The following is a 17,868-nucleotide window of genomic DNA, read 5'->3' on the forward strand; positions in this document are numbered from 1 at the left end:
GGATAAGCTTGCTATTTTCCTGAAAGCCGCTTCGCCAGCACGGTCCCCAGTGTTTCTGCCAGAACATTGGTGTTGTTTTCCAGTGTCTCGATGATGCAGGACCTGTCGCAGTCTGGCGATGCTTCCAATATGCCGGGGAGTGGCAGATCAAAACGGGCGAGGACATCCTGACTTTCCACATCAATCATCCGGCCCTTTATTTCAATATCCACCCGAGTGCCTTCAGATAATAATATGGTATTGGCAAAAACCCTGACCACAGCGACATACTGGTACAGCCCATTCTCTCTCAATCGTATCTGAGACAGTAGATCCGCATCACTTGACGTCAGAGAGTAATCGCCCCCCTCCTTCGCCTGTATGCCCGCCTTCTCCATATGGGCTGAAATTTTATTCACAACATTGGCATACAGTTTTGACGCAATCGTGCTTTCATCCAGACCTTTCCCGGTCAAAATAAGAACGGTTCTGTCTTCTGCCATAGCCACGGGATCCCAAAAGAGCACCATCCCGCAAAAAACGGCAAGCATCAACGCAACACAAATACTTTTAGGACGGCTCACCTGATCACACCCTTCTTGATTTTTTCCGGACCGATTTTAGATCACTGATTATTTTCGTGCGCTGCGCTTGCGCCGTCTCGGATCATTATTCTGGGCAACCAGTTTTTCGGCCAGTCTGCCTGCAAGAATTTCAGAGTAGCCTTGCATGCCATGTTTACTCAACATTTTGGAATTCCCGAATCCTTTTTCCCCTGAAAGATGCGCCGCCACTTCCGCATTTACATCGATCGTCTTTTTTTCTGAACCTGACATCATTTACCTGCATTATTTGAGCCTAAAGAACCGTTATACCTATGATTTGACAAATAAACACATTTTTTGCACCTGTTTTCCTGTCAAATCCCTAGGCCCATCCATTTTTGAGCCCTATACTTTATACGAGTTATGAAGCCTTGACCAATTGGTCAAGTTTTGTATTAGATAGTACTGGGATGTAATCCAAGACTTGAGGATAGACCTCGAACAGGGAGACTATAAACACATGATGAAAAAATGGAAATTGGCGGCGCTAGCGGCGGCTGCAGTTGCTGTCACAGGCGTTGCAAAAGCGGATGACTTCAAGCCCGCAATCGTCTTCGATATGGGCGGAAAGTTTGATAAATCTTTCAACGAATCTGCTTACAACGGTGCTGAAGAATTCAAAAAAAGCACTGGCATTGACTATATGGAGTTTGAAGTAACTCAAGTCTCACAGCGGGAACAGGCTGTTAAGCGGATGGCCAAAAAAGGCGCGTCTGTTGTTGTTGCAATGGGTTTTGCACAGGCTGCCGCTGTTGAAAAAGCTGCAAAAGCCTATCCTGATACAAAATTCACGATCGTCGATATGGTCGTTGATCTGCCAAACGTCCAATCAATTGTCTTTAAAGAACATGAAGGCTCGTTTCTGGTCGGTATGGCTGCTGCAATGACAAGCAAGACCGGTAAAGTCGGCTTTGTTGGCGGTATGGATATCCCGTTGATCCGTAAATTTGCACTTGGTTATGCTGAAGGTGCCAAATATGCCAATCCAGATGCTGAAGTCTTTCAGAACATGACCGGCACAACACCAGCGGCCTGGAACGATCCGACGAAAGGCGGCGAACTTGCAAAAAGCCAGTTTGATCGTGGCGCTGACGTGGTTTATGCAGCAGCTGGCGGTACGGGCATCGGTGTTTATCAGGCTGCCAAAGATGCTGGTAAATTTGCAATCGGCGTTGATAGCAACCAGAACTACCTGCATCCAGGAACCATGCTGACCTCCATGACCAAACGGGTCGATGTTGCTGTTCGCGAAGCCTTTGAAACAGCAAAAGCCGGCACCTGGAAGCCAGGGATCAAGGTTCTGGGCCTCAAAGAAGGTGGCGTTGGCTATGCGGTTGACGAGCATAACAAGTCTGTCCTGAGTAAAGACGTTATTACCAAACTTGAACAGGCGCGCGCTGACATCATTGCGGGTAAAATTCAGGTTAAAGAATACAAACCAAATTAATTGACAGATTGATCTATCAATATGACAGCAGAAAACACGGCGCTTGAACTGCGCCGCGTCAATAAGTGGTTTGGCTCGGTCCATGCGAATAAGGATATTTCCTTATCCGTGGACCGAGGAACCATTCATGGCATAATCGGGGAAAACGGTGCGGGCAAATCAACGCTCATGAGCATCGTTTATGGGTTTTATCAAGCTGACGAAGGCGAGATTTTTGTTGGTGGCAAGAAGTGCCAGATTGACAACCCTCAGGCCTCGATCGAGGCAGGAATTGGGATGGTTCATCAGCATTTTATGCTGGTGGATACGTTCACTGTTCTCGAGAATATTATATTAGGTGTCGAAGGTGGTGCCCGTCTTTCCGATGGGATGAACAAAGCCCGCAAGGAGCTGCAACGCCTTGAAAAAGAATACACGCTCGAAGTCGATGTCGACGCCTTGGTGGGAGACCTTCCCGTCGGGCTGCGTCAACGGGTCGAAATTTTGAAAGCCCTATACCGCGGGGCCGAGATCCTTATTCTCGACGAGCCAACGGGCGTACTGACTCCACAGGAAGCAGATCATCTTTTCCGGATCCTGCATACCCTTCGGGAACAGGGAAAAACAGTTATCCTGATTACCCATAAGCTGCGCGAAATCATGGCAATCACGGACAATGTTTCTGTCATGCGTCGGGGCGAAATGGTTGCCCATGTTGCAACAAAAGAAACAGATCAGGCAAAATTGGCAGAATTAATGGTGGGGCGGAGCGTCCTTCTGCAGGTTGAAAAAAAACCGGCCGTTCCACAAGAAGAACTCATGAAACTTACCGGTGTCACCTATCTGGATGACGACGGGGTTGCCCGGCTGAAAGACATTAATCTGACCCTTCGGGCGGGAGAAATTTTGGGTGTAGCCGGTGTTTCTGGCAATGGCCAGTCGGAACTTCTTGAAGTATTGGGCGGAATGCGACGGCCAACTCTTGGCAGCATAAAGTACAAAGATCAGGAGCTCGTCGGCAGCAAAGATTATACGGCCCGTGGCTTGCGCAAAATTGGCCTTGGACATGTCCCGGAAGATCGGCATAAAGCAGGCCTTGTCCTGAATTTCAGTGCCAACGAAAATACGATCCTTGGTTACCACGATCTTGAGATGTTCAACAAAGGAACTCAGCTGGATCATGCCCAAATGGTCGAAACATGCGAAACATATATCGAGAAATTTGATGTGCGCCCGCCCAACCCGTATTTGAAGGCCAGCGGATTTTCCGGCGGAAACCAGCAAAAACTTGTTCTCGCCCGAGAGATGGAACAGGACCCCGATGTGTTGTTGGTTGGACAGCCAACCCGCGGTGTCGACATTGGCGCCATCGAGTTCATCCATAAACAATTGATCAAAATGCGCGATGCTGGCAAAGCAATTTTGGTCGTCTCTGTTGAAATTGACGAGGTAATGTCACTCGCGGACAGGATTGCCGTTATGTTTGATGGCAAAATTGTCGGGGAGCTATCAGCAGAAGAGGCGACAGAGAAAAAACTTGGTCTGATGATGGCTGGGATTTCTGAAAATGAAGCAGACGTGACACCTGTAGGGAAAGAGGCCGTAATCTGATGGCAGACGCAAAAGCCAAATTTGGGGCACCGTCAAAGGTACCAGCCTGGGTAAATCTTGCCCTGATCCCGTTTCTCAACCTTCTGGCCGCCTTTTTTATCTCTGGACTGGTTATTCTGGTGGTCGGGGACAACCCGCTCAAAGCACTTGAAGTATTGTTTTACGGGGCCTTTGGATATCCCGAAGCGGTTGGATATACCCTTTATTATACGACCAATTTTATTTTTACCGGTCTGGCCGTTGCGATCGCGTTCCATTGCGGTCTGTTTAATATCGGTGCTGAAGGTCAAGCCTTCATTGCAGGGCTAGGCGTGGGATTAGCTGCTCTTTACCTGGATTTCCTGCCCTTTTGGGCGATTATTCCAATCTCAATTTTTTCAGCCGCGTTGTTTGGCGGCGCCTGGGCATACATCCCGGCTTATCTTCAGGCCAAACGCGGCAGCCATATCGTAATCACCACGATCATGTTTAACTTCATCGCCTTTTCGGTCATGAACTATATCCTTGTGGAAGTGCTTATTTCCCCTGACGCAGGTGGGTCACCGGAAACCCGTGAATTTGGCGAAAACGCTTGGCTGGCTTATGCCCCGGATTTTACAGGCATGTCCGAGTCTCCGCTGAATTTCAGCTTCTTGATTGCGTTGGCTTTAAGTGCTGCTTTTTATTATTTTGTCTGGCACACCCGTTGGGGATACGAAATCCGCGTAGTTGGCGAAAACGAAACGGCTGCCCGTTATTCTGGCATTTCTGTTCCACGGAACATCATTTTGGCAATGGTTATCTCAGGGGCACTGGCGGGCTTCGTGGCTGTCAATGAACTGCTGGGGGTTCATCATAAGGTGATCATGGATTTTACCGGCGGTTATGGTTTCGTTGGTATTGCGGTTGCCCTTATGGGCCGTAATCACCCTGTTGGTATATTTATGGCAGCTCTTTTGTTTGGAGCTATTTATCAAGGCGGTACTGAGCTTGCCTTTGAAATGAACACCATTAACAAAGAAATGGTGATTGTCATTCAAGGACTGATCATTCTTTTCTCTGGCGCCCTTGAAAACATGTTCAGACCGAAAATAGAAGACTTCTTCCGACGGCGTCCGTCCGCCCGCACGGCGGAGGTATAAAATGGAAATGTTTGAACTAATCGTTCTTTTGCTGGACGCGACGTTTCGGGTAGCCACCCCTCTTATTCTGGCCGCCTTGGCCGGTATGTTTTCCGAACGGTCGGGCATTGTGGATATTGGGTTGGAAGGTAAGATGCTGGGCGCGGCTTTTGCCGCCGCTGCCGTTGCAGCCGTTACCAATTCCGCATGGGTTGGGTTGGGCGCGGGTATCCTGACATCTCTTACCCTGTCCTCATTACATGCCTATGCCTGTGTGACCCATAAGGGTAATCAGGTGGTGTCCGGCATGGCGATCAACATCGTTGTCGCCGGCCTGACACCAACCCTTGGTTTTGCCTGGTTTAAACTGGGCGGCCGAACACCATCGCTCAACGGTGATGCCCGCTTCAGCAGTCTCACCCTGCCCTTTGCAGACGCTGTGAGAGATATTCCTGTTGTAGGATACATTTACGCAGAACTGATCTCTGGTCACAATATCATCGTCTATATTGCCGCCGCCGCCGTGCCATTAGTCGCCTATGTTTTATACCGCACCCGGTTCGGTCTGCGTGTTCGTGCCGTAGGTGAGAACCCGCATGCGGTGGATACGGCTGGCATTAATGTTGATATCATGCGTTATAAAGCCTTGGCGGTGACAGGTTTGCTTTGCGGGTTTGCCGGTTCTTATTTATCAACTGCCCATGGGGCTGGATTTATCCGGGACATGACAGCAGGCAAAGGATATCTTGCGCTGGCAGCCTTGATTTTTGGCAAATGGAAACCCGTGCCCACCATGTTGGCCTGCCTGCTATTTGCCTTTACAGATGCGTTGCAAGCCCGTCTTCAGGGTGTTGATCTACCAATTATTGGCGTTATCCCGGTTCAATTTATCCAGGCACTGCCATATATCCTTACTGTACTGCTTCTTGCTGGATTTGTCGGCAAAGCGCATCCGCCGAAAGCAATTGGCGAACCATATATCAAGGAACGATAATGGGACTTAATCCATATAATGCGGCTGATTTCATTCAGGAAACAGCCCCGGGCTTTCGGCCCCGTGTCGGTATCATTCTTGGTTCCGGACTTGGGGGCCTGGCCGATCGAATTGATGTTGTTGCCAGCATTGAATTTAAAGACATACCGGATTTTCCGCAGTCTTCTGTAGAAGGTCATGCCGGTCGGCTTATTCTTGGACGACTGGGCGGGATGCCTATCGTTTGCATGCAAGGTCGCATCCATTTGTATGAAGGCGCTGACCCACAAGATCTGGCTGTGCCGGTCCGCGTCCTGAAATTATTGGGCATTGAAATCCTTTTGGTGACCAATGCGGCAGGAAGCTTTCACAAAGATGTGGGTCCCGGTCGGTTAATGTTGATTACAGATCATATCAACATGACGGCCAGAAACCCGCTTGTTGGAGACAATGACGACCGGTTTGGCCCGCGTTTCTTTTCCATGGAAGATGCCTATGACCCCACGCTGCGGGATCATTTCAAAGCCATCGCAAAAGAAATGAAAATTGAGCTCGCAGAAGGTGTTTACCTTCATTATCTAGGCCCGAATTTCGAAACGCCTGCTGAAATCAATGCGTTTAGAATTCTTGGCGCAGACGCTGTCGGCATGTCGACGACACCGGAAGTTCTGGTAGCGCGTCACTGCGGACTAAAGGTCGCCGCCATATCCAATATTACCAATCTGGTTGCCGGGCTGAGTGAAACAAAACTCAGTCACGAACAGACACTGGAATGTGCGAAACTTGCGGCTGAAGATCTTGAACAACTTATTATCATCTTTTTGGAGACCCTTAAGCGGGAACTCCTGAAAACACATATTAAGGAGGATGACAATGGCAACAGTTAGCCAGCTTGAACATCCAGCCCACACGCATGCCCGTAATCCCGGACTACCGTTCAATAAAGATGCGGTTGAAGATGTATATGTCAATCTTAGCGCCGTTGAACGCCGTTCCAGCACGCTTGGTGGGCGGCGATCTGTTAAAAAAGACTATCAGGCGGCCTGGTTACTAAAAGCAATATCCTGCATCGACCTTACAACGTTAAGCGGCGATGATACGCCCGGCCGTGTGAAACGACTTTGTGCCAAAGCCCGCCAACCTGTTAGACCCGATCTATTACAAGCACTTGGTATGGCCGACAAAGGCCTGACCACGGGGGCAATCTGTGTCTACCATACGATGGTGGAAACGGCTGTACAGGCGTTGGAAGGAACGAACATTCCCGTCGCGGCCGTATCAACCGGCTTTCCCGCCGGTCTCAGCCCGTTTGAATTGCGTGTGAAAGAAATTGAAGCCTCGGTTGCGGCAGGGGCAAAAGAGATCGATATCGTTATTACCCGCGGCCATGTTCTCACTGGAAACTGGCAAGCATTGTACGATGAGGTAAAAGCCTTTCGTATTGCCTGCAAGGATGCGCATCTTAAGGTCATTTTGGGAACCGGTGAACTTGTAACCCTGCGCAATGTTGCCAAGGCCAGTATGCTGTCAATGATGGCGGGCGCTGATTTCATTAAAACATCGACTGGTAAAGAAGGGGTCAATGCGACCTTGCCTGTCAGCCTTGTCATGATCCGGGCCATTCGGGAATATCAGGAAATGACCGGGTTCAAAATCGGTTACAAACCAGCTGGCGGTATCAGTGCTGCGAAAGACATCTTGGGCTATCAGTTCATGATGAAGGAAGAACTCGGCAATGACTGGCTGCAACCGGACCTTTTCCGCATTGGCGCCTCCAGTTTACTCGGAGACATCGAGCGTCAGTTAGAACATTTTGTAACCGGTAGATATTCTGCCGATTTCCGCCACCCAATGGGTTGAGGGCAAAAAGATGAGCATAGCAGAGATATTTGATAGCATGGAATATGGTCCAGCCCCTGAAAGCGACGCAAACGCCCGGCAATGGCTTCAACACCATGAAGGTACATTTGATCTTTTTATCAATGGCTCCTGGACGAAAGGGACAGCAAACACCCGCTTTGCCTCTATCAATCCGGCAAATGGTGAAACGCTGGCACAGATAACACAGGCAAGTGCTGAAGATGTCGAAGCGGCCGTATCAGCCGCTCGAAAAGCACAGGCGAAGTGGGAAAAATTAGGCGGATATGGACGGGCCCGCCATCTCTATGCCCTCGCCCGTATTCTTCAACGCAACGCCCGGCTGCTTGCGGTTCTGGAAAGTCTGGACAATGGAAAGCCGGTACGTGAGACCCGGGATATTGATATACCTTTGGTTGCCCGTCACTTTTATCACCATGCTGGCTGGGCGCAGTTGCAGGAAAGCCAGTTCCCCCATCATGTAGCCATGGGTGTAATCGGTCAGATCATACCGTGGAATTTTCCATTGCTTATGCTGGCCTGGAAAATTGCCCCTGCAATCGCGGCTGGAAACACCGTTGTCTTGAAACCAGCTGAATTCACCTCGCTCACAGCCCTTTGCTTTGCTGAACTTTGTAAACAGGCCGGTCTTCCTGATGGGGTTGTCAATATTGTGACCGGGGATGGACGCACGGGCGAGCAGATTGTCGGCCACCCGGATATCAACAAAATTGCGTTTACCGGCTCTACTGAAGTCGGACGCCGGATCAGGGAAGCGACAGCCGGCACAGGCAAACATTTAACGCTGGAGTTAGGCGGCAAGTCCCCGTTTATCGTTTTTGACGATGCTGACCTTGATAGCGCCGTTGAGGGCGTAGTCGATGCCATTTGGTTCAATCAGGGACAAGTCTGCTGTGCGGGTTCGCGCCTGTTGGTCCAAGAAGGCATTGCTGAAAAATTCTACCGTAAATTACGCGCCCGAATGGAAAATCTCCGGCTAGGAGATCCTTTGGATAAATGCATCGATATGGGGGCCATTGTCGCACCGGTTCAGCTGCAGACGATTGAGGCGCTTGTGCAAAAAGGGTGCGATGAAGGCGCCGACATGTGGCAGCCCAGTTGGTCTGTGCCAAAAGACGGCTGCTTTTATCCACCAACTTTATTTACCAATGTTGCTCCTGCGACAACCATCGCGCAGGAAGAAATCTTTGGCCCCGTTGTTGTCGCCATGACGTTTCGTACCCCAGGCGAAGCTGTTCAACTGGCCAACAATACCCGATATGGTCTTGCAGCCTCTGTTTGGAGTGAAAATATCAACTTGGCGCTGGATATTGCACCAAAGCTTGATTGTGGAGTGGTCTGGATTAATAGCACCAATCAATTTGATGCCGCTTGTGGCTTCGGGGGCAACCGAGAATCCGGCTATGGTCGTGAAGGTGGCATTGAAGGTATGCAGGAAATATTGAAACCAAAATTCCTGTCCAAACTGCCAGCCTACAAAGAGACCCCTTCGCAGAAACAGTCCGGCAAATCAGCGTTATCCCCTGTCTCAACGGTAGACCGAACCGCGAAGATGTATATTGGTGGCAAGCAGTCCCGGCCCGATAGTGGCTACAGCCTGCCAGTATTCTCCGCAAAAGGGGATCTCATTGCCGAGGTTGGCGAAGGGAACCGAAAAGATATCCGAAACGCAGTTGAAGCGGCCAGAAAAGCAACGGCCTGGACCAATACGACAGCGCATAACCGCGCGCAGGTTTTGTATTATTTGGCTGAAAACCTGGATATCAGGCGTCAGGAATTTGCGGATCGCCTTTCGCAAATGACCGGCGCGTCAGCCAAGGATGCCCAGAACGAGGTCGCCGTCGCCGTTCGGCGTTTATTCACCTATGGCGCTTGGGCTGACAAATATGAAAGCCGGGTTCATAATCCGCCCATGCGCGGGGTTACACTTGCAATGAAAGAGGCAATTGGAACAATTGGCATTATATGTCCGGATGAAAACCCGCTTCTGGGTATGATTTCACTGGCAGCGCCGGCAATTGCTATGGGGAACCGTGTTATTGTCGTCCCCTCGGAAATGCATTCTTTAAGCGCAACGGATTTTTATCAAGTACTGGAAACATCGGATGTTCCGGCGGGCGTGTTCAATATTGTCACGGGCCGAAAATCTGATCTGGTTAAACCCTTGGCCTCCCATGATGATGTGAAATCCCTCTGGTATGTTGGATCCGCTGAAGGATGTGCTCTTGTCGAGAAATCTTCATGTGGCAACATGAAGCGGACATGGACCAATCATGGCCTCAAGCGGGACTGGTTTGTTCCGGAACAGGCCGAGGGTGAAGAGTTTTTGCAGCATGCAACTCAGATTAAAAATATCTGGATCCCGTACGGAGAATAATCATCATGACCGCTGATTTTTTTCCGCAAGAGATTATCCGCAAGAAAAGAGATGGGGCAGCCCTTAGCAAGGCTGAAATCGATTTCATGGTCCGCGGCATCACAGACAATTCTGTAACAGAAGGACAGATTTCAGCATTTGCGATGGCCGTCTATTTTCAGGATATGACGATGCAGGAACGGATTTGGCTGACAAAGGCAATGGTCCATTCCGGGGACGTGATGAGCTGGACAGATGCCGATCTGGGCCGTCCTGTTGTAGACAAGCATTCGACCGGTGGCGTTGGCGATAAAGTAAGCCTGATGCTGGCCGCCATTGTTGCCGCCTGCGGCGGTGCGGTCCCAATGATCTCGGGCCGGGGATTGGGGCATACAGGCGGTACACTGGATAAACTGGACAGTATTGAAGGATACAACACAGCCCCGGACCCAAAACTCCTGACCAAAGTAGTAAAAAATATCGGATGCGCGATCATTGGGCAGACTGCGGACCTTGCCCCTGCAGACAAGCGCTTCTATGCCATTCGGGATGTTACCGCGACCGTTGAGAGCATTTCGTTGATCACGGCTTCCATCCTTTCAAAAAAACTGGCGGCGGGACTGGATGCCCTTATCATGGATGTGAAATTCGGTTCCGGCGCCTTTAAACAAAAGATTGAAGATGCCGAAGAGCTTGCGCGCAGTATTGTAACTGTATCCAATGGTGCAGGGGTTCCAACAACGGCTCTCTTGACCGATATGAACGAAGTCCTTGGAACGACAGCTGGAAACGCCGTTGAAGTGCGCGAAACCATAGATTACCTGATGGGGCGAAAAGTCGATGAGCGGCTCAATACGGTTGTTGTTGCGCTCTGTTCGGAGATGCTGGTGCTGGCGGGTATCGCGGATGAGACCACAGCACCCCTTGCTGTAAAAGGAGCCCTGTCCAGCGGAACCGCCGCAGAAAAATTTGCCCAAATGGTGGCTGCCCTTGGGGGCCCAACAGATTTAATGACCAATCCCGACAAACATCTTCCGCTCGCGCCAATCCGTCGAGATGTTATCGCCCCCAAGCGGGGTTTTATCAAAACGCTCGATACCCGAGAAATGGGTGTTTCTGTTATGGATCTCGGCGGCGGACGTCATGCCGCAAGTGATCCTATTGATTATGGCGTTGGATTGGTCAACATTAAGGGAATTGGCGCAAAGGTTGGACCGCGCAATCCTGTCGCTACGATTATTGCCCGCACGGAAGATCAGGCTGATCGTGCTGAAAATCGGATTTTGGCTGCCCTAACCATCGCTGGCGAGGCTCCGACCAAAACGCCTATTGTCCTGAAACGTGTTACAGGAGAACATTCATGAGCCGGGCCTTGTTACTTGTCTTGGATAGTTTTGGGTTAGGCGCTGCACGTGATGCTGCCGATTTTGGGGATACCGGGGCCGATACCTTTGGCCATATTCTGGATGCCTCCCTCACAGGAAAAGCCGATAACGAAAACCGCTCAGGCCCTTTACGCCTCCCCAACCTCGAAGCATTGGGGCTATACAAAGCCCATAGCCTGCACACCGGAAAAGGCCCGATACGCCAGAGCAGCTATACCGGTCTTTACGGCTATGCACAAGAAATGAGTAAGGGGAAGGACACGCCATCTGGCCATTGGGAAATGACGGGGGTCCCCGTCATGTTTGACTGGGGTTACTTCCCCAAAGAAATCCCCTGTTTCCCTGAAACACTAACCAGTGCACTAATCAAGAAATGTCAATTACCGGGCATTCTTGGTAATTGTCATGCCTCAGGCACTGATATTATCGCGCGCCTCGGGGACGAGCATGTCGAAAGCGGAAAGCCGATTTTTTACACATCCGCCGACAGTGTCCTGCAAATTGCTGCCCATGAAGAAAGTTTCGGCTTGCAACGCTTATATGACCTATGCGCCGAAGCACGCACACTCGTCGATGATCTGGAGATCGGGCGTGTCATTGCCAGGCCGTTTGTCGGATCTACAGGGGCCTATACCCGAACGAGTAACCGAAAAGACCTTGCCGTCCCCCCCCCAGAACCTACGTTGCTGGACGCCCTGAGCACAGAAGGCAATCCAGTTATCTCCATCGGTAAAATTGGCGACATATTTGCCCATCAGGGAACCGGAACTGAAATCAAGGCAAATGGAAATATGGCTCTGTTTGATGCCACACTTACGGCGTTGAACGAAGCAGAAGACGGCAGCTTTATTTTTACGAACTTTGTGGATTTTGACCAATCCTATGGCCACCGGCGAGATATCGCGGGTTATGCCCATGCGCTGGAAGAGTTTGATCAGCGCCTGCCTGAGCTTTTTAGTGTTATGGAAGACGATGATCTTGTTTTAATGACGGCCGATCATGGATGCGATCCCACTTGGCCGGGCTCGGATCATACCCGTGAGGTCGTGCCTGTTCTTGGCTATGGCAAAAACATTCCAGGGCAGTTCATTGGGGAAAGAGACACCTTTGCCGATATCGGCCAGACGATCGCCACGCATCTGGGGATTAAACCACTGAACAAGGGATCATCCTTTTTGTCATGAAAACAGTAAAAAAAGCAGAACTGCACGTTCATCTGGAAGGGACTGCCACCCCTGCCCTTGTAAAAAAACTTGCGGCCAACAATGGGGCTGAACTGGATCCGTCGACTTTCAAGTCTGACGGAGAATTTTCCTGGTCGGATTTTTGGGATTTTCTACGCTGTTATGACAAAGCCGCTGCCGCCATTCAAAGCAAGGACGACTACCGCGCCGTTACGTATGATTATCTCAAACGTTGCGCGCTGGAAAATACAATATACGTGGAAACCTTTTCCTCTCCTGACCATGCGGCCAATGCTGGCATCAGTTACACAGATCATTTAGAGGGCATTGCCGCAGGCATTGACGATGCCCGGCGTGATTTTGGCATAGAAGGACGGATTATTGTCACGTGCGTCCGTCATCTGGGTCCCGAAAAGGCTAACTCTGTAGCCCAAAAATTTGTAGAACACCCTCATCCCTATGTGGTTGGTTTCGGCATGGGGGGTGATGAAGCGCAGTACCACCCAAAAGACTTTGCTCCTGCTTTTTACAAGGCGCATGATGCCGGTTACAAGACGACAAATCATGCGGGTGAATTCGGAGATTGCCAAAGCATCAAGGACACCCTCACCCATCTTCCCGTCAGTCGGATTGGCCACGGTGTGCGCGCTATCGAAGATCCACATCTGGTCGCTGAGCTCGCCGAAAGACAAATCCCTTTGGAACTCTGCCCCGGAAGTAATATCGCAACCGGCCTTTATGATGGATACGAACAGCATCCTTTTGATCAGCTAAAACAAGCGGGCTGTATCGTCACACTGAACTCCGACGACCCCCCTTTCTTTGCCACATCCATCGGCAAAGAATATGAAAGGATCGCCGCGGTGAACAGGTATGATGAGAAGATCATGCGGCAGATCACCATTAACAGCCTGAAATCGGCCTTTTGTGATGACGCCCTGAAAGAAAAACTGATTGCGACAGTTTAGGTTTATTGGTTTTTATCGACAGTAATTTCAACCTTTGTTTTGGACGCATTAAACCGTTTCAAAACTTCCTTGGTGATATCCATCCCGTCATTGAAGAATATGACATTGTTTCGATCGAAGCCAATATTCATGCCTTTTTCCGCGGCAACATTAGCCGCCAGCTTGACAATAACACCTCGAAGCTGGCCCCGCATGCGATTGAGGACATCATTCACTTTAGCATTGGAAATCTGCGCCTCACGCTGGAGACCCAACTGGTCTTTCTGAATTTCGCGAGCCTTGGCCTGGAAAACATCCGGTGCAAGAATTGTCTGCTGCCGCTTCAATTCATCGGCGCGGACTTTAAGTTGTTCTTTTTTTACATCAATTTCTTTTTGAACATCATCGACACGGGCTTTCATTTCTTTCTCAGCATTTTTCCAGGTCTCGGAGCTGTTCAAAATAAACGTGACGTCCACGATCGCTGCTTTTGCTTGTGGAATAGTCGTTTGTGCCAAAACATCTGAATTGATTAAGCCACTGCCAAATACAGAAAAAGTAACAGCCAGACCAACAGCAGCTACACGGCTTTTGAAAAATTGAATCACTAATCAGCTCCGATATTTTGAAAACAGGGTGCCCAAGACACCGATATGTGCAGACCATAACAAAAGGCAGCAGGGAACTGCAACTATTGTTAAGGTATAAAAGCAGGCAAATCTGTCAAGATTATGCGGATCGCCACTCGCTTACATAATCCGCCAACGACAAGTCCGGCATCGGCGGGACCGTTTTGGCCGTTCCAAGATACAGAAATCCAACAATCATATCGTCGCCGATTGCCCCCAATCGGCTGCGCACATATTCATCAAAACACGGAGAGCCCGACCGCCATATTCCAGCATATCCCATGGCATGCGCTGCAATCATTATGTTCTGGGCCGCTGCTCCTGCGGATATGATTTGCTCAACGGCGGGCACTTTGGGGTGCTCCTGTACTTTCGCAATGACTGCGATCACCAATGGCGCACGCAACGGTTTGTTGGCTTCTTTTTCAAGGGAAGCCTGTGTTGCTTCAGGGTTGTTTTTTTTCAGCGCCTCAACAAAAATCTGCCCAAGCTCATGCCGCATTTCATCTTTGAAATATATAAATCGCCAAGGACGAATACAACCATGATCCGGCGCCCTTACCGCCGCCTGAAAAAGTGTCTGCAATGCTGCATCGTCTGGGGCCGGCTCAACCAGCTTTGCCGCAGATTTTCGAGTAAGCAACGCATCAATAGCATTCATCACAAAGATTTCCCTAGTCCTGTTAACGTTAAAGGAGCAAACTAAACCGGGTGATCCAAACGAGCAATAAAAACCCGGCATTCTTTTTGAGCACGCCCTGTACCTCCTGTTACAAATACCTAAAAAAGCATTTTCTTAACTGAAGACAAAGAGAAACAAAGTAACATCTTATTTATTCAGATTGTTCCAGATCAATTCGTGATCTAAAAATATAGGCTAGTACTAGGATAACAGCTAAATACTAACACGACGAGGCATACCATGTCCTTCAAAACCATCTTATTGCATTTGACCAATGATGAGAAACTGGAAGCGTCTATTTCCGTCGCCTTGAATCTGGCCGCCGAAAATTCGGCTCATATCGTCGGTCTTTACACGATTGCACCTGTAACCCCTCCAACCTCGTTCATGGGATATATCCCACCAGAATTCATTGAACGCACACGAGGAATTGAAGCAGAAAACGCAAAACAGGCATGCGAACGACTAACGGCAAAAGCAACGGCCGCCGGAGTAGAGTTTTCCTGCGTTCAGGAAGAAGGCTATGCGCCTGATGTTATTCAGAAGCATGCGCTTACCGCCGACCTTGTCATCCTGGGCCAAATCGACCCAAGCAATGAAAAATCTGCACAATATCAAAACCTTGCAGATGAACTTGTTGTTGGATGCCCCTGTCCGGTTCTGACCGTGCCATACGCTGGCAACTTTGAGAAATTTGGGTCTCATATTCTGGTCGGGTGGAACAACACGCGTGAAGCATCGAAAGCTCTGCGCGGCGCACTTCCCTTCATTAAAAAGGCCACGAAGGTAACACTTCTGAATGTAAATCCAACATCGGATCAAAGTATTGGAAATGACGCTGCGAAAAAATTTCTGGAACGTCATGGTGCCACCGTTCAGGTGAAAATCGGACACTGGCCAGATGTAGGGGTTGGCAATGCGCTGCTGGATGCTCTGGTCGACTATGAGGCAGACATGCTTGTAATGGGCGCATATGGCCATAGCCGATTAAGAGAAATGATCCTTGGAGGAGCGACCCAAGAGATTCTCGGACATATGACCGCACCGGTATTGTTCGCACACTAATCGAAGGCATTAGCCTTCGGCTTTGAAAGGGGGCGTCCTGTTCTCTCCACTCCATCCATCACGAAGACAGGATGTCCTCTTTTAAAATTTCACGCCATTGCCCGGGCTCCAGATTCTCTAGCGACAAATCTCCAATGGCAATGCGGATAAGCCGTAGCGTGGGAAAGCCCACCGCGGCTGTCATCCGGCGGACCTGCCGGTTTTTCCCCTCAGTCAGGGTAAGTTTCAACCACGTGGTCGGTATATTTTTTCTCTCCCGGATAGGTGGGTTCCGTTCCCCGATCAAGGGTTGCGGTTCCGGCCTTTCGACAAGACATTCTTTTGTTTTATAGCCTTTGATGACAGGCCCCTTCCGCAGCGCATTCAAATCCTGATCCAGGGGATCTCCTTCAACCTGCACCAGATAAGTCCGTGGATGTGCAAATTTCGGGTCCAGCAGTTTGTTTATGAAGGGGCCGTCATCGCTTAAAATTAAAAGCCCTTCACTGTCCCGGTCCAGTCGCCCGGCGGCATAAACCCCTTTCGGTAGTCCAAATCCTTCCAGAGACGGGTGGCCTCCCTCGCTCGTGAACTGGCTTAAAACACCGAAAGGTTTATGAAAGGAAATGTAGGTATATTTAGATTTAGGAATGAAAGACAATTTTGAACCTTATGGCTAATAGGACACAATGGACAGATTTCTGCCTTAATTAAGGTGAGTTAGAAACAATTTTGTTAACATTCTCTCGATACTTTAATAAACAGAAGGCATTGGTTTTACCGCGTTTTCACAAATGAAACAGTATAAAAACCTGCCAGTATGTTTTGTAAAATGATCGTATCAATATTCTGAATTCGTTTGAACCGTGGAGCAATAAAACCAGATGAACGAGATTTTAAATGCAAAAATCCTGTTTATCGGAAACAAGGATGGAGACGCACAGCAAATCGGCTGGCTATTGGCAAATATCTCCAAACCTTCCATGGATCTGATGCATGTGCCTGATGCGCACGCTTTTATCAATCAGCAAAGCGCCGCAGGCGCCGATGTCATCCTGCTGGATCAAGACAGCACTGGCGATACCGCTTTTGAAACCCTCAAAGACCTAAGAAGAAATATCCCGTCTGTTCCGGTTGTCATTTTAACAGATGATGAAGAAAACACCGGTCAGGAGGCTATTCGAAGTGGCGCTCAGGATTATGTTATCCGGAGCCAGTTAACCAGTAGCATCATGGCCCGCAGCCTGATTAGTGCGATTGTGCGGCATCAAGGTCAAAGCAACGCACCGGCGACAACGCCTCTGTTGGAATCAGCGACGGCTGTACTTAACAAGCTCCCTTTGGGTGTCATTCTGATGACCGAAAGCTCTCAGGTTCTTTTCTTCAATGATAAAGCAAAAAAATATCTGGAAAAAAAGGACGGCCTCATACTGGATTCAGAACAGAAATGCCGGGCAACCGTGGCCAGTGAAAACAAAAAGCTGGCGGAGCTTCTGACAAACACACTTTCACCGGAAACCAATGGAAAGGGGGAACTGGATTTCGCCCTGACAATCACCCGTGAAGAGAGTGATACACCGCTTACCGTTATGCTCGCCCCAATCGGAACCGGAATAGCCGGCAAAGGAGCCGTTCTTTTTGTCTCAGACCCTGCAGAGCCTGTGGAGCTCTCTATCGATACAATTTGCCGTCTTTACGCCTTAACACCCGCCGAGGGTAGGCTGGCTCTGGGTCTTACAAATGGCAGTAAACTGGATGATCTGGCTGAGGAATGGGGCGTTAGCATGCATACTGTGCGTTCTCAATTACGGCAGATTTTCCGAAAGACCGACACCAGTCGCCAAAGTGAACTGGTTAAGCTCATTCTAACTGGCCCCGCCGCACTTCAGGCATCCCCTGCAATTTTATAGAAAATACCCGTAAGCGGGCGGCCCGGTATGGATTAAATCCATATAAACCAGTTGGATAATCTAACCGAAGATTGCATCCCTCGCACTTATCAGCTGGCTATACCGCAGGGGGGGCAATACGGGCCGCCGCAACAGGGAAAACCGACGAGGTGCATCCGG

General features: G+C 49.6%; 17 protein-coding genes. 12 read left to right on the forward strand and 5 right to left on the reverse strand.

What is annotated here, in order from left to right:
* Positions 1-11 precede the first annotated feature (11 nt).
* Both OIR97_RS15150 and OIR97_RS15155 read right to left on the reverse strand, forming a co-directional pair.
* Positions 12-563 (reverse strand): hypothetical protein, encoded by a 552-nt coding sequence (locus OIR97_RS15150; RefSeq protein ID WP_169543079.1) that lies wholly within the window; start codon positions 561-563, stop codon positions 12-14.
* 48 nt (positions 564-611) lie between these two features.
* Positions 612-818, reverse strand: coding sequence for a hypothetical protein (locus OIR97_RS15155; RefSeq protein ID WP_169543080.1), 207 nt, complete (start codon positions 816-818; stop codon positions 612-614).
* Positions 819-1,047: 229 nt separating this feature from the next.
* On the opposite strand from OIR97_RS15155, the gene OIR97_RS15160 reads away from it, so the two are divergent.
* Genes OIR97_RS15160 through add form a run of 10 tightly spaced genes read left to right on the forward strand, consistent with a single transcriptional unit; the run spans position 1,048 to position 13,465 of the window.
* Positions 1,048-2,031, forward strand: coding sequence for a BMP family ABC transporter substrate-binding protein (locus tag OIR97_RS15160; protein WP_169544292.1), 984 nt, complete (start codon positions 1,048-1,050; stop codon positions 2,029-2,031).
* Positions 2,032-2,052: 21 nt separating this feature from the next.
* Positions 2,053-3,621 carry an ABC transporter ATP-binding protein gene (locus tag OIR97_RS15165; RefSeq protein WP_169543081.1) on the forward strand — a complete coding sequence of 523 codons (1,569 nt, stop codon included), beginning with the start codon at positions 2,053-2,055 and terminating at the stop codon, positions 3,619-3,621.
* Positions 3,621-4,742: an ABC transporter permease gene (locus OIR97_RS15170; protein ID WP_169543082.1), complete on the forward strand. Its 1,122-nt coding sequence runs from the start codon at positions 3,621-3,623 to the stop codon at positions 4,740-4,742. Before OIR97_RS15165 ends, OIR97_RS15170 begins: the two co-directional genes overlap by 1 nt.
* 7 nt (positions 4,743-4,749) lie before the next feature.
* On the forward strand, positions 4,750-5,715 hold the full coding sequence (locus tag OIR97_RS15175) for an ABC transporter permease subunit (RefSeq protein WP_169544293.1): 966 nt from the start codon (positions 4,750-4,752) through the stop codon (positions 5,713-5,715).
* On the forward strand, positions 5,715-6,581 hold the full coding sequence (locus OIR97_RS15180) for a purine-nucleoside phosphorylase (RefSeq protein ID WP_169543083.1): 867 nt from the start codon (positions 5,715-5,717) through the stop codon (positions 6,579-6,581). The genes OIR97_RS15175 and OIR97_RS15180 overlap by 1 nt, the downstream gene beginning before the upstream one ends.
* Positions 6,562-7,554, forward strand: a complete 993-nt coding sequence (gene deoC / locus OIR97_RS15185; protein ID WP_169543084.1) for a deoxyribose-phosphate aldolase — start codon at positions 6,562-6,564, stop codon at positions 7,552-7,554. Before OIR97_RS15180 ends, deoC begins: the two co-directional genes overlap by 20 nt.
* 10 nt (positions 7,555-7,564) lie before the next feature.
* The gene (locus tag OIR97_RS15190) at positions 7,565-9,949 is read left to right on the forward strand and encodes an aldehyde dehydrogenase family protein (protein ID WP_169543085.1); all 2,385 of its coding nucleotides are present in this window, start codon (positions 7,565-7,567) and stop codon (positions 9,947-9,949) included.
* Positions 9,950-9,954: 5 nt separating this feature from the next.
* A complete protein-coding gene (gene deoA, locus OIR97_RS15195) occupies positions 9,955-11,292 on the forward strand; it encodes a thymidine phosphorylase (protein ID WP_169543086.1) in 1,338 nt (445 codons plus the stop codon).
* Positions 11,289-12,497, forward strand: coding sequence for a phosphopentomutase (locus OIR97_RS15200; RefSeq protein WP_169543087.1), 1,209 nt, complete (start codon positions 11,289-11,291; stop codon positions 12,495-12,497). Before deoA ends, OIR97_RS15200 begins: the two co-directional genes overlap by 4 nt.
* Positions 12,494-13,465 (forward strand): adenosine deaminase, encoded by a 972-nt coding sequence (gene add / locus OIR97_RS15205; protein WP_169543088.1) that lies wholly within the window; start codon positions 12,494-12,496, stop codon positions 13,463-13,465. The genes OIR97_RS15200 and add overlap by 4 nt, the downstream gene beginning before the upstream one ends.
* A gap of 2 nt (positions 13,466-13,467) precedes the next feature.
* Here add and OIR97_RS15210 read toward each other — a convergent pair whose 3' ends face one another.
* Positions 13,468-14,052 (reverse strand): OmpH family outer membrane protein, encoded by a 585-nt coding sequence (locus OIR97_RS15210; RefSeq protein ID WP_169543089.1) that lies wholly within the window; start codon positions 14,050-14,052, stop codon positions 13,468-13,470.
* 121 nt (positions 14,053-14,173) lie between these two features.
* A complete protein-coding gene (locus tag OIR97_RS15215; protein ID WP_169544294.1) occupies positions 14,174-14,734 on the reverse strand; it encodes a nitroreductase family protein in 561 nt (186 codons plus the stop codon).
* Between the two features lie 261 nt (positions 14,735-14,995).
* Between OIR97_RS15215 and OIR97_RS15220 the strand changes: the two genes are divergently transcribed.
* On the forward strand, positions 14,996-15,820 hold the full coding sequence (locus OIR97_RS15220; protein WP_169543090.1) for a universal stress protein: 825 nt from the start codon (positions 14,996-14,998) through the stop codon (positions 15,818-15,820).
* A 58-nt stretch (positions 15,821-15,878) separates the two neighbouring features.
* On the opposite strand, the gene OIR97_RS15225 is transcribed toward OIR97_RS15220, so the two are convergent.
* On the reverse strand, positions 15,879-16,460 hold the full coding sequence (locus OIR97_RS15225; RefSeq protein ID WP_181017831.1) for a pseudouridine synthase: 582 nt from the start codon (positions 16,458-16,460) through the stop codon (positions 15,879-15,881).
* 223 nt (positions 16,461-16,683) lie between these two features.
* On the opposite strand from OIR97_RS15225, the gene OIR97_RS15230 reads away from it, so the two are divergent.
* Positions 16,684-17,709 carry a DNA-binding response regulator gene (locus OIR97_RS15230; RefSeq protein ID WP_169543091.1) on the forward strand — a complete coding sequence of 342 codons (1,026 nt, stop codon included), beginning with the start codon at positions 16,684-16,686 and terminating at the stop codon, positions 17,707-17,709.
* Positions 17,710-17,868: the final 159 nt, after the last annotated feature.

The organism is Sneathiella aquimaris, from assembly GCF_026409565.1.
In the GTDB taxonomy this organism is placed as follows: domain Bacteria; phylum Pseudomonadota; class Alphaproteobacteria; order Sneathiellales; family Sneathiellaceae; genus Sneathiella; species Sneathiella aquimaris.

Coding starts and splice junctions, on each gene's coding strand:
- OIR97_RS15155 (WP_169543080.1), bottom strand. CDS start 818: ATGATGTCAGGTTCAGAAAAAAAGACGATCGATGTAAATGCGGAAGTG.
- OIR97_RS15160 (WP_169544292.1), top strand. CDS start 1,048: ATGAAAAAATGGAAATTGGCGGCGCTAGCGGCGGCTGCAGTTGCTGTC.
- OIR97_RS15165 (WP_169543081.1), top strand. CDS start 2,053: ATGACAGCAGAAAACACGGCGCTTGAACTGCGCCGCGTCAATAAGTGG.
- OIR97_RS15170 (WP_169543082.1), top strand. CDS start 3,621: ATGGCAGACGCAAAAGCCAAATTTGGGGCACCGTCAAAGGTACCAGCC.
- OIR97_RS15175 (WP_169544293.1), top strand. CDS start 4,750: ATGTTTGAACTAATCGTTCTTTTGCTGGACGCGACGTTTCGGGTAGCC.
- OIR97_RS15180 (WP_169543083.1), top strand. CDS start 5,715: ATGGGACTTAATCCATATAATGCGGCTGATTTCATTCAGGAAACAGCC.
- deoC (WP_169543084.1), top strand. CDS start 6,562: ATGACAATGGCAACAGTTAGCCAGCTTGAACATCCAGCCCACACGCAT.
- OIR97_RS15190 (WP_169543085.1), top strand. CDS start 7,565: ATGAGCATAGCAGAGATATTTGATAGCATGGAATATGGTCCAGCCCCT.
- deoA (WP_169543086.1), top strand. CDS start 9,955: ATGACCGCTGATTTTTTTCCGCAAGAGATTATCCGCAAGAAAAGAGAT.
- OIR97_RS15200 (WP_169543087.1), top strand. CDS start 11,289: ATGAGCCGGGCCTTGTTACTTGTCTTGGATAGTTTTGGGTTAGGCGCT.
- add (WP_169543088.1), top strand. CDS start 12,494: ATGAAAACAGTAAAAAAAGCAGAACTGCACGTTCATCTGGAAGGGACT.
- OIR97_RS15215 (WP_169544294.1), bottom strand. CDS start 14,734: ATGAATGCTATTGATGCGTTGCTTACTCGAAAATCTGCGGCAAAGCTG.
- OIR97_RS15220 (WP_169543090.1), top strand. CDS start 14,996: ATGTCCTTCAAAACCATCTTATTGCATTTGACCAATGATGAGAAACTG.
- OIR97_RS15230 (WP_169543091.1), top strand. CDS start 16,684: ATGAACGAGATTTTAAATGCAAAAATCCTGTTTATCGGAAACAAGGAT.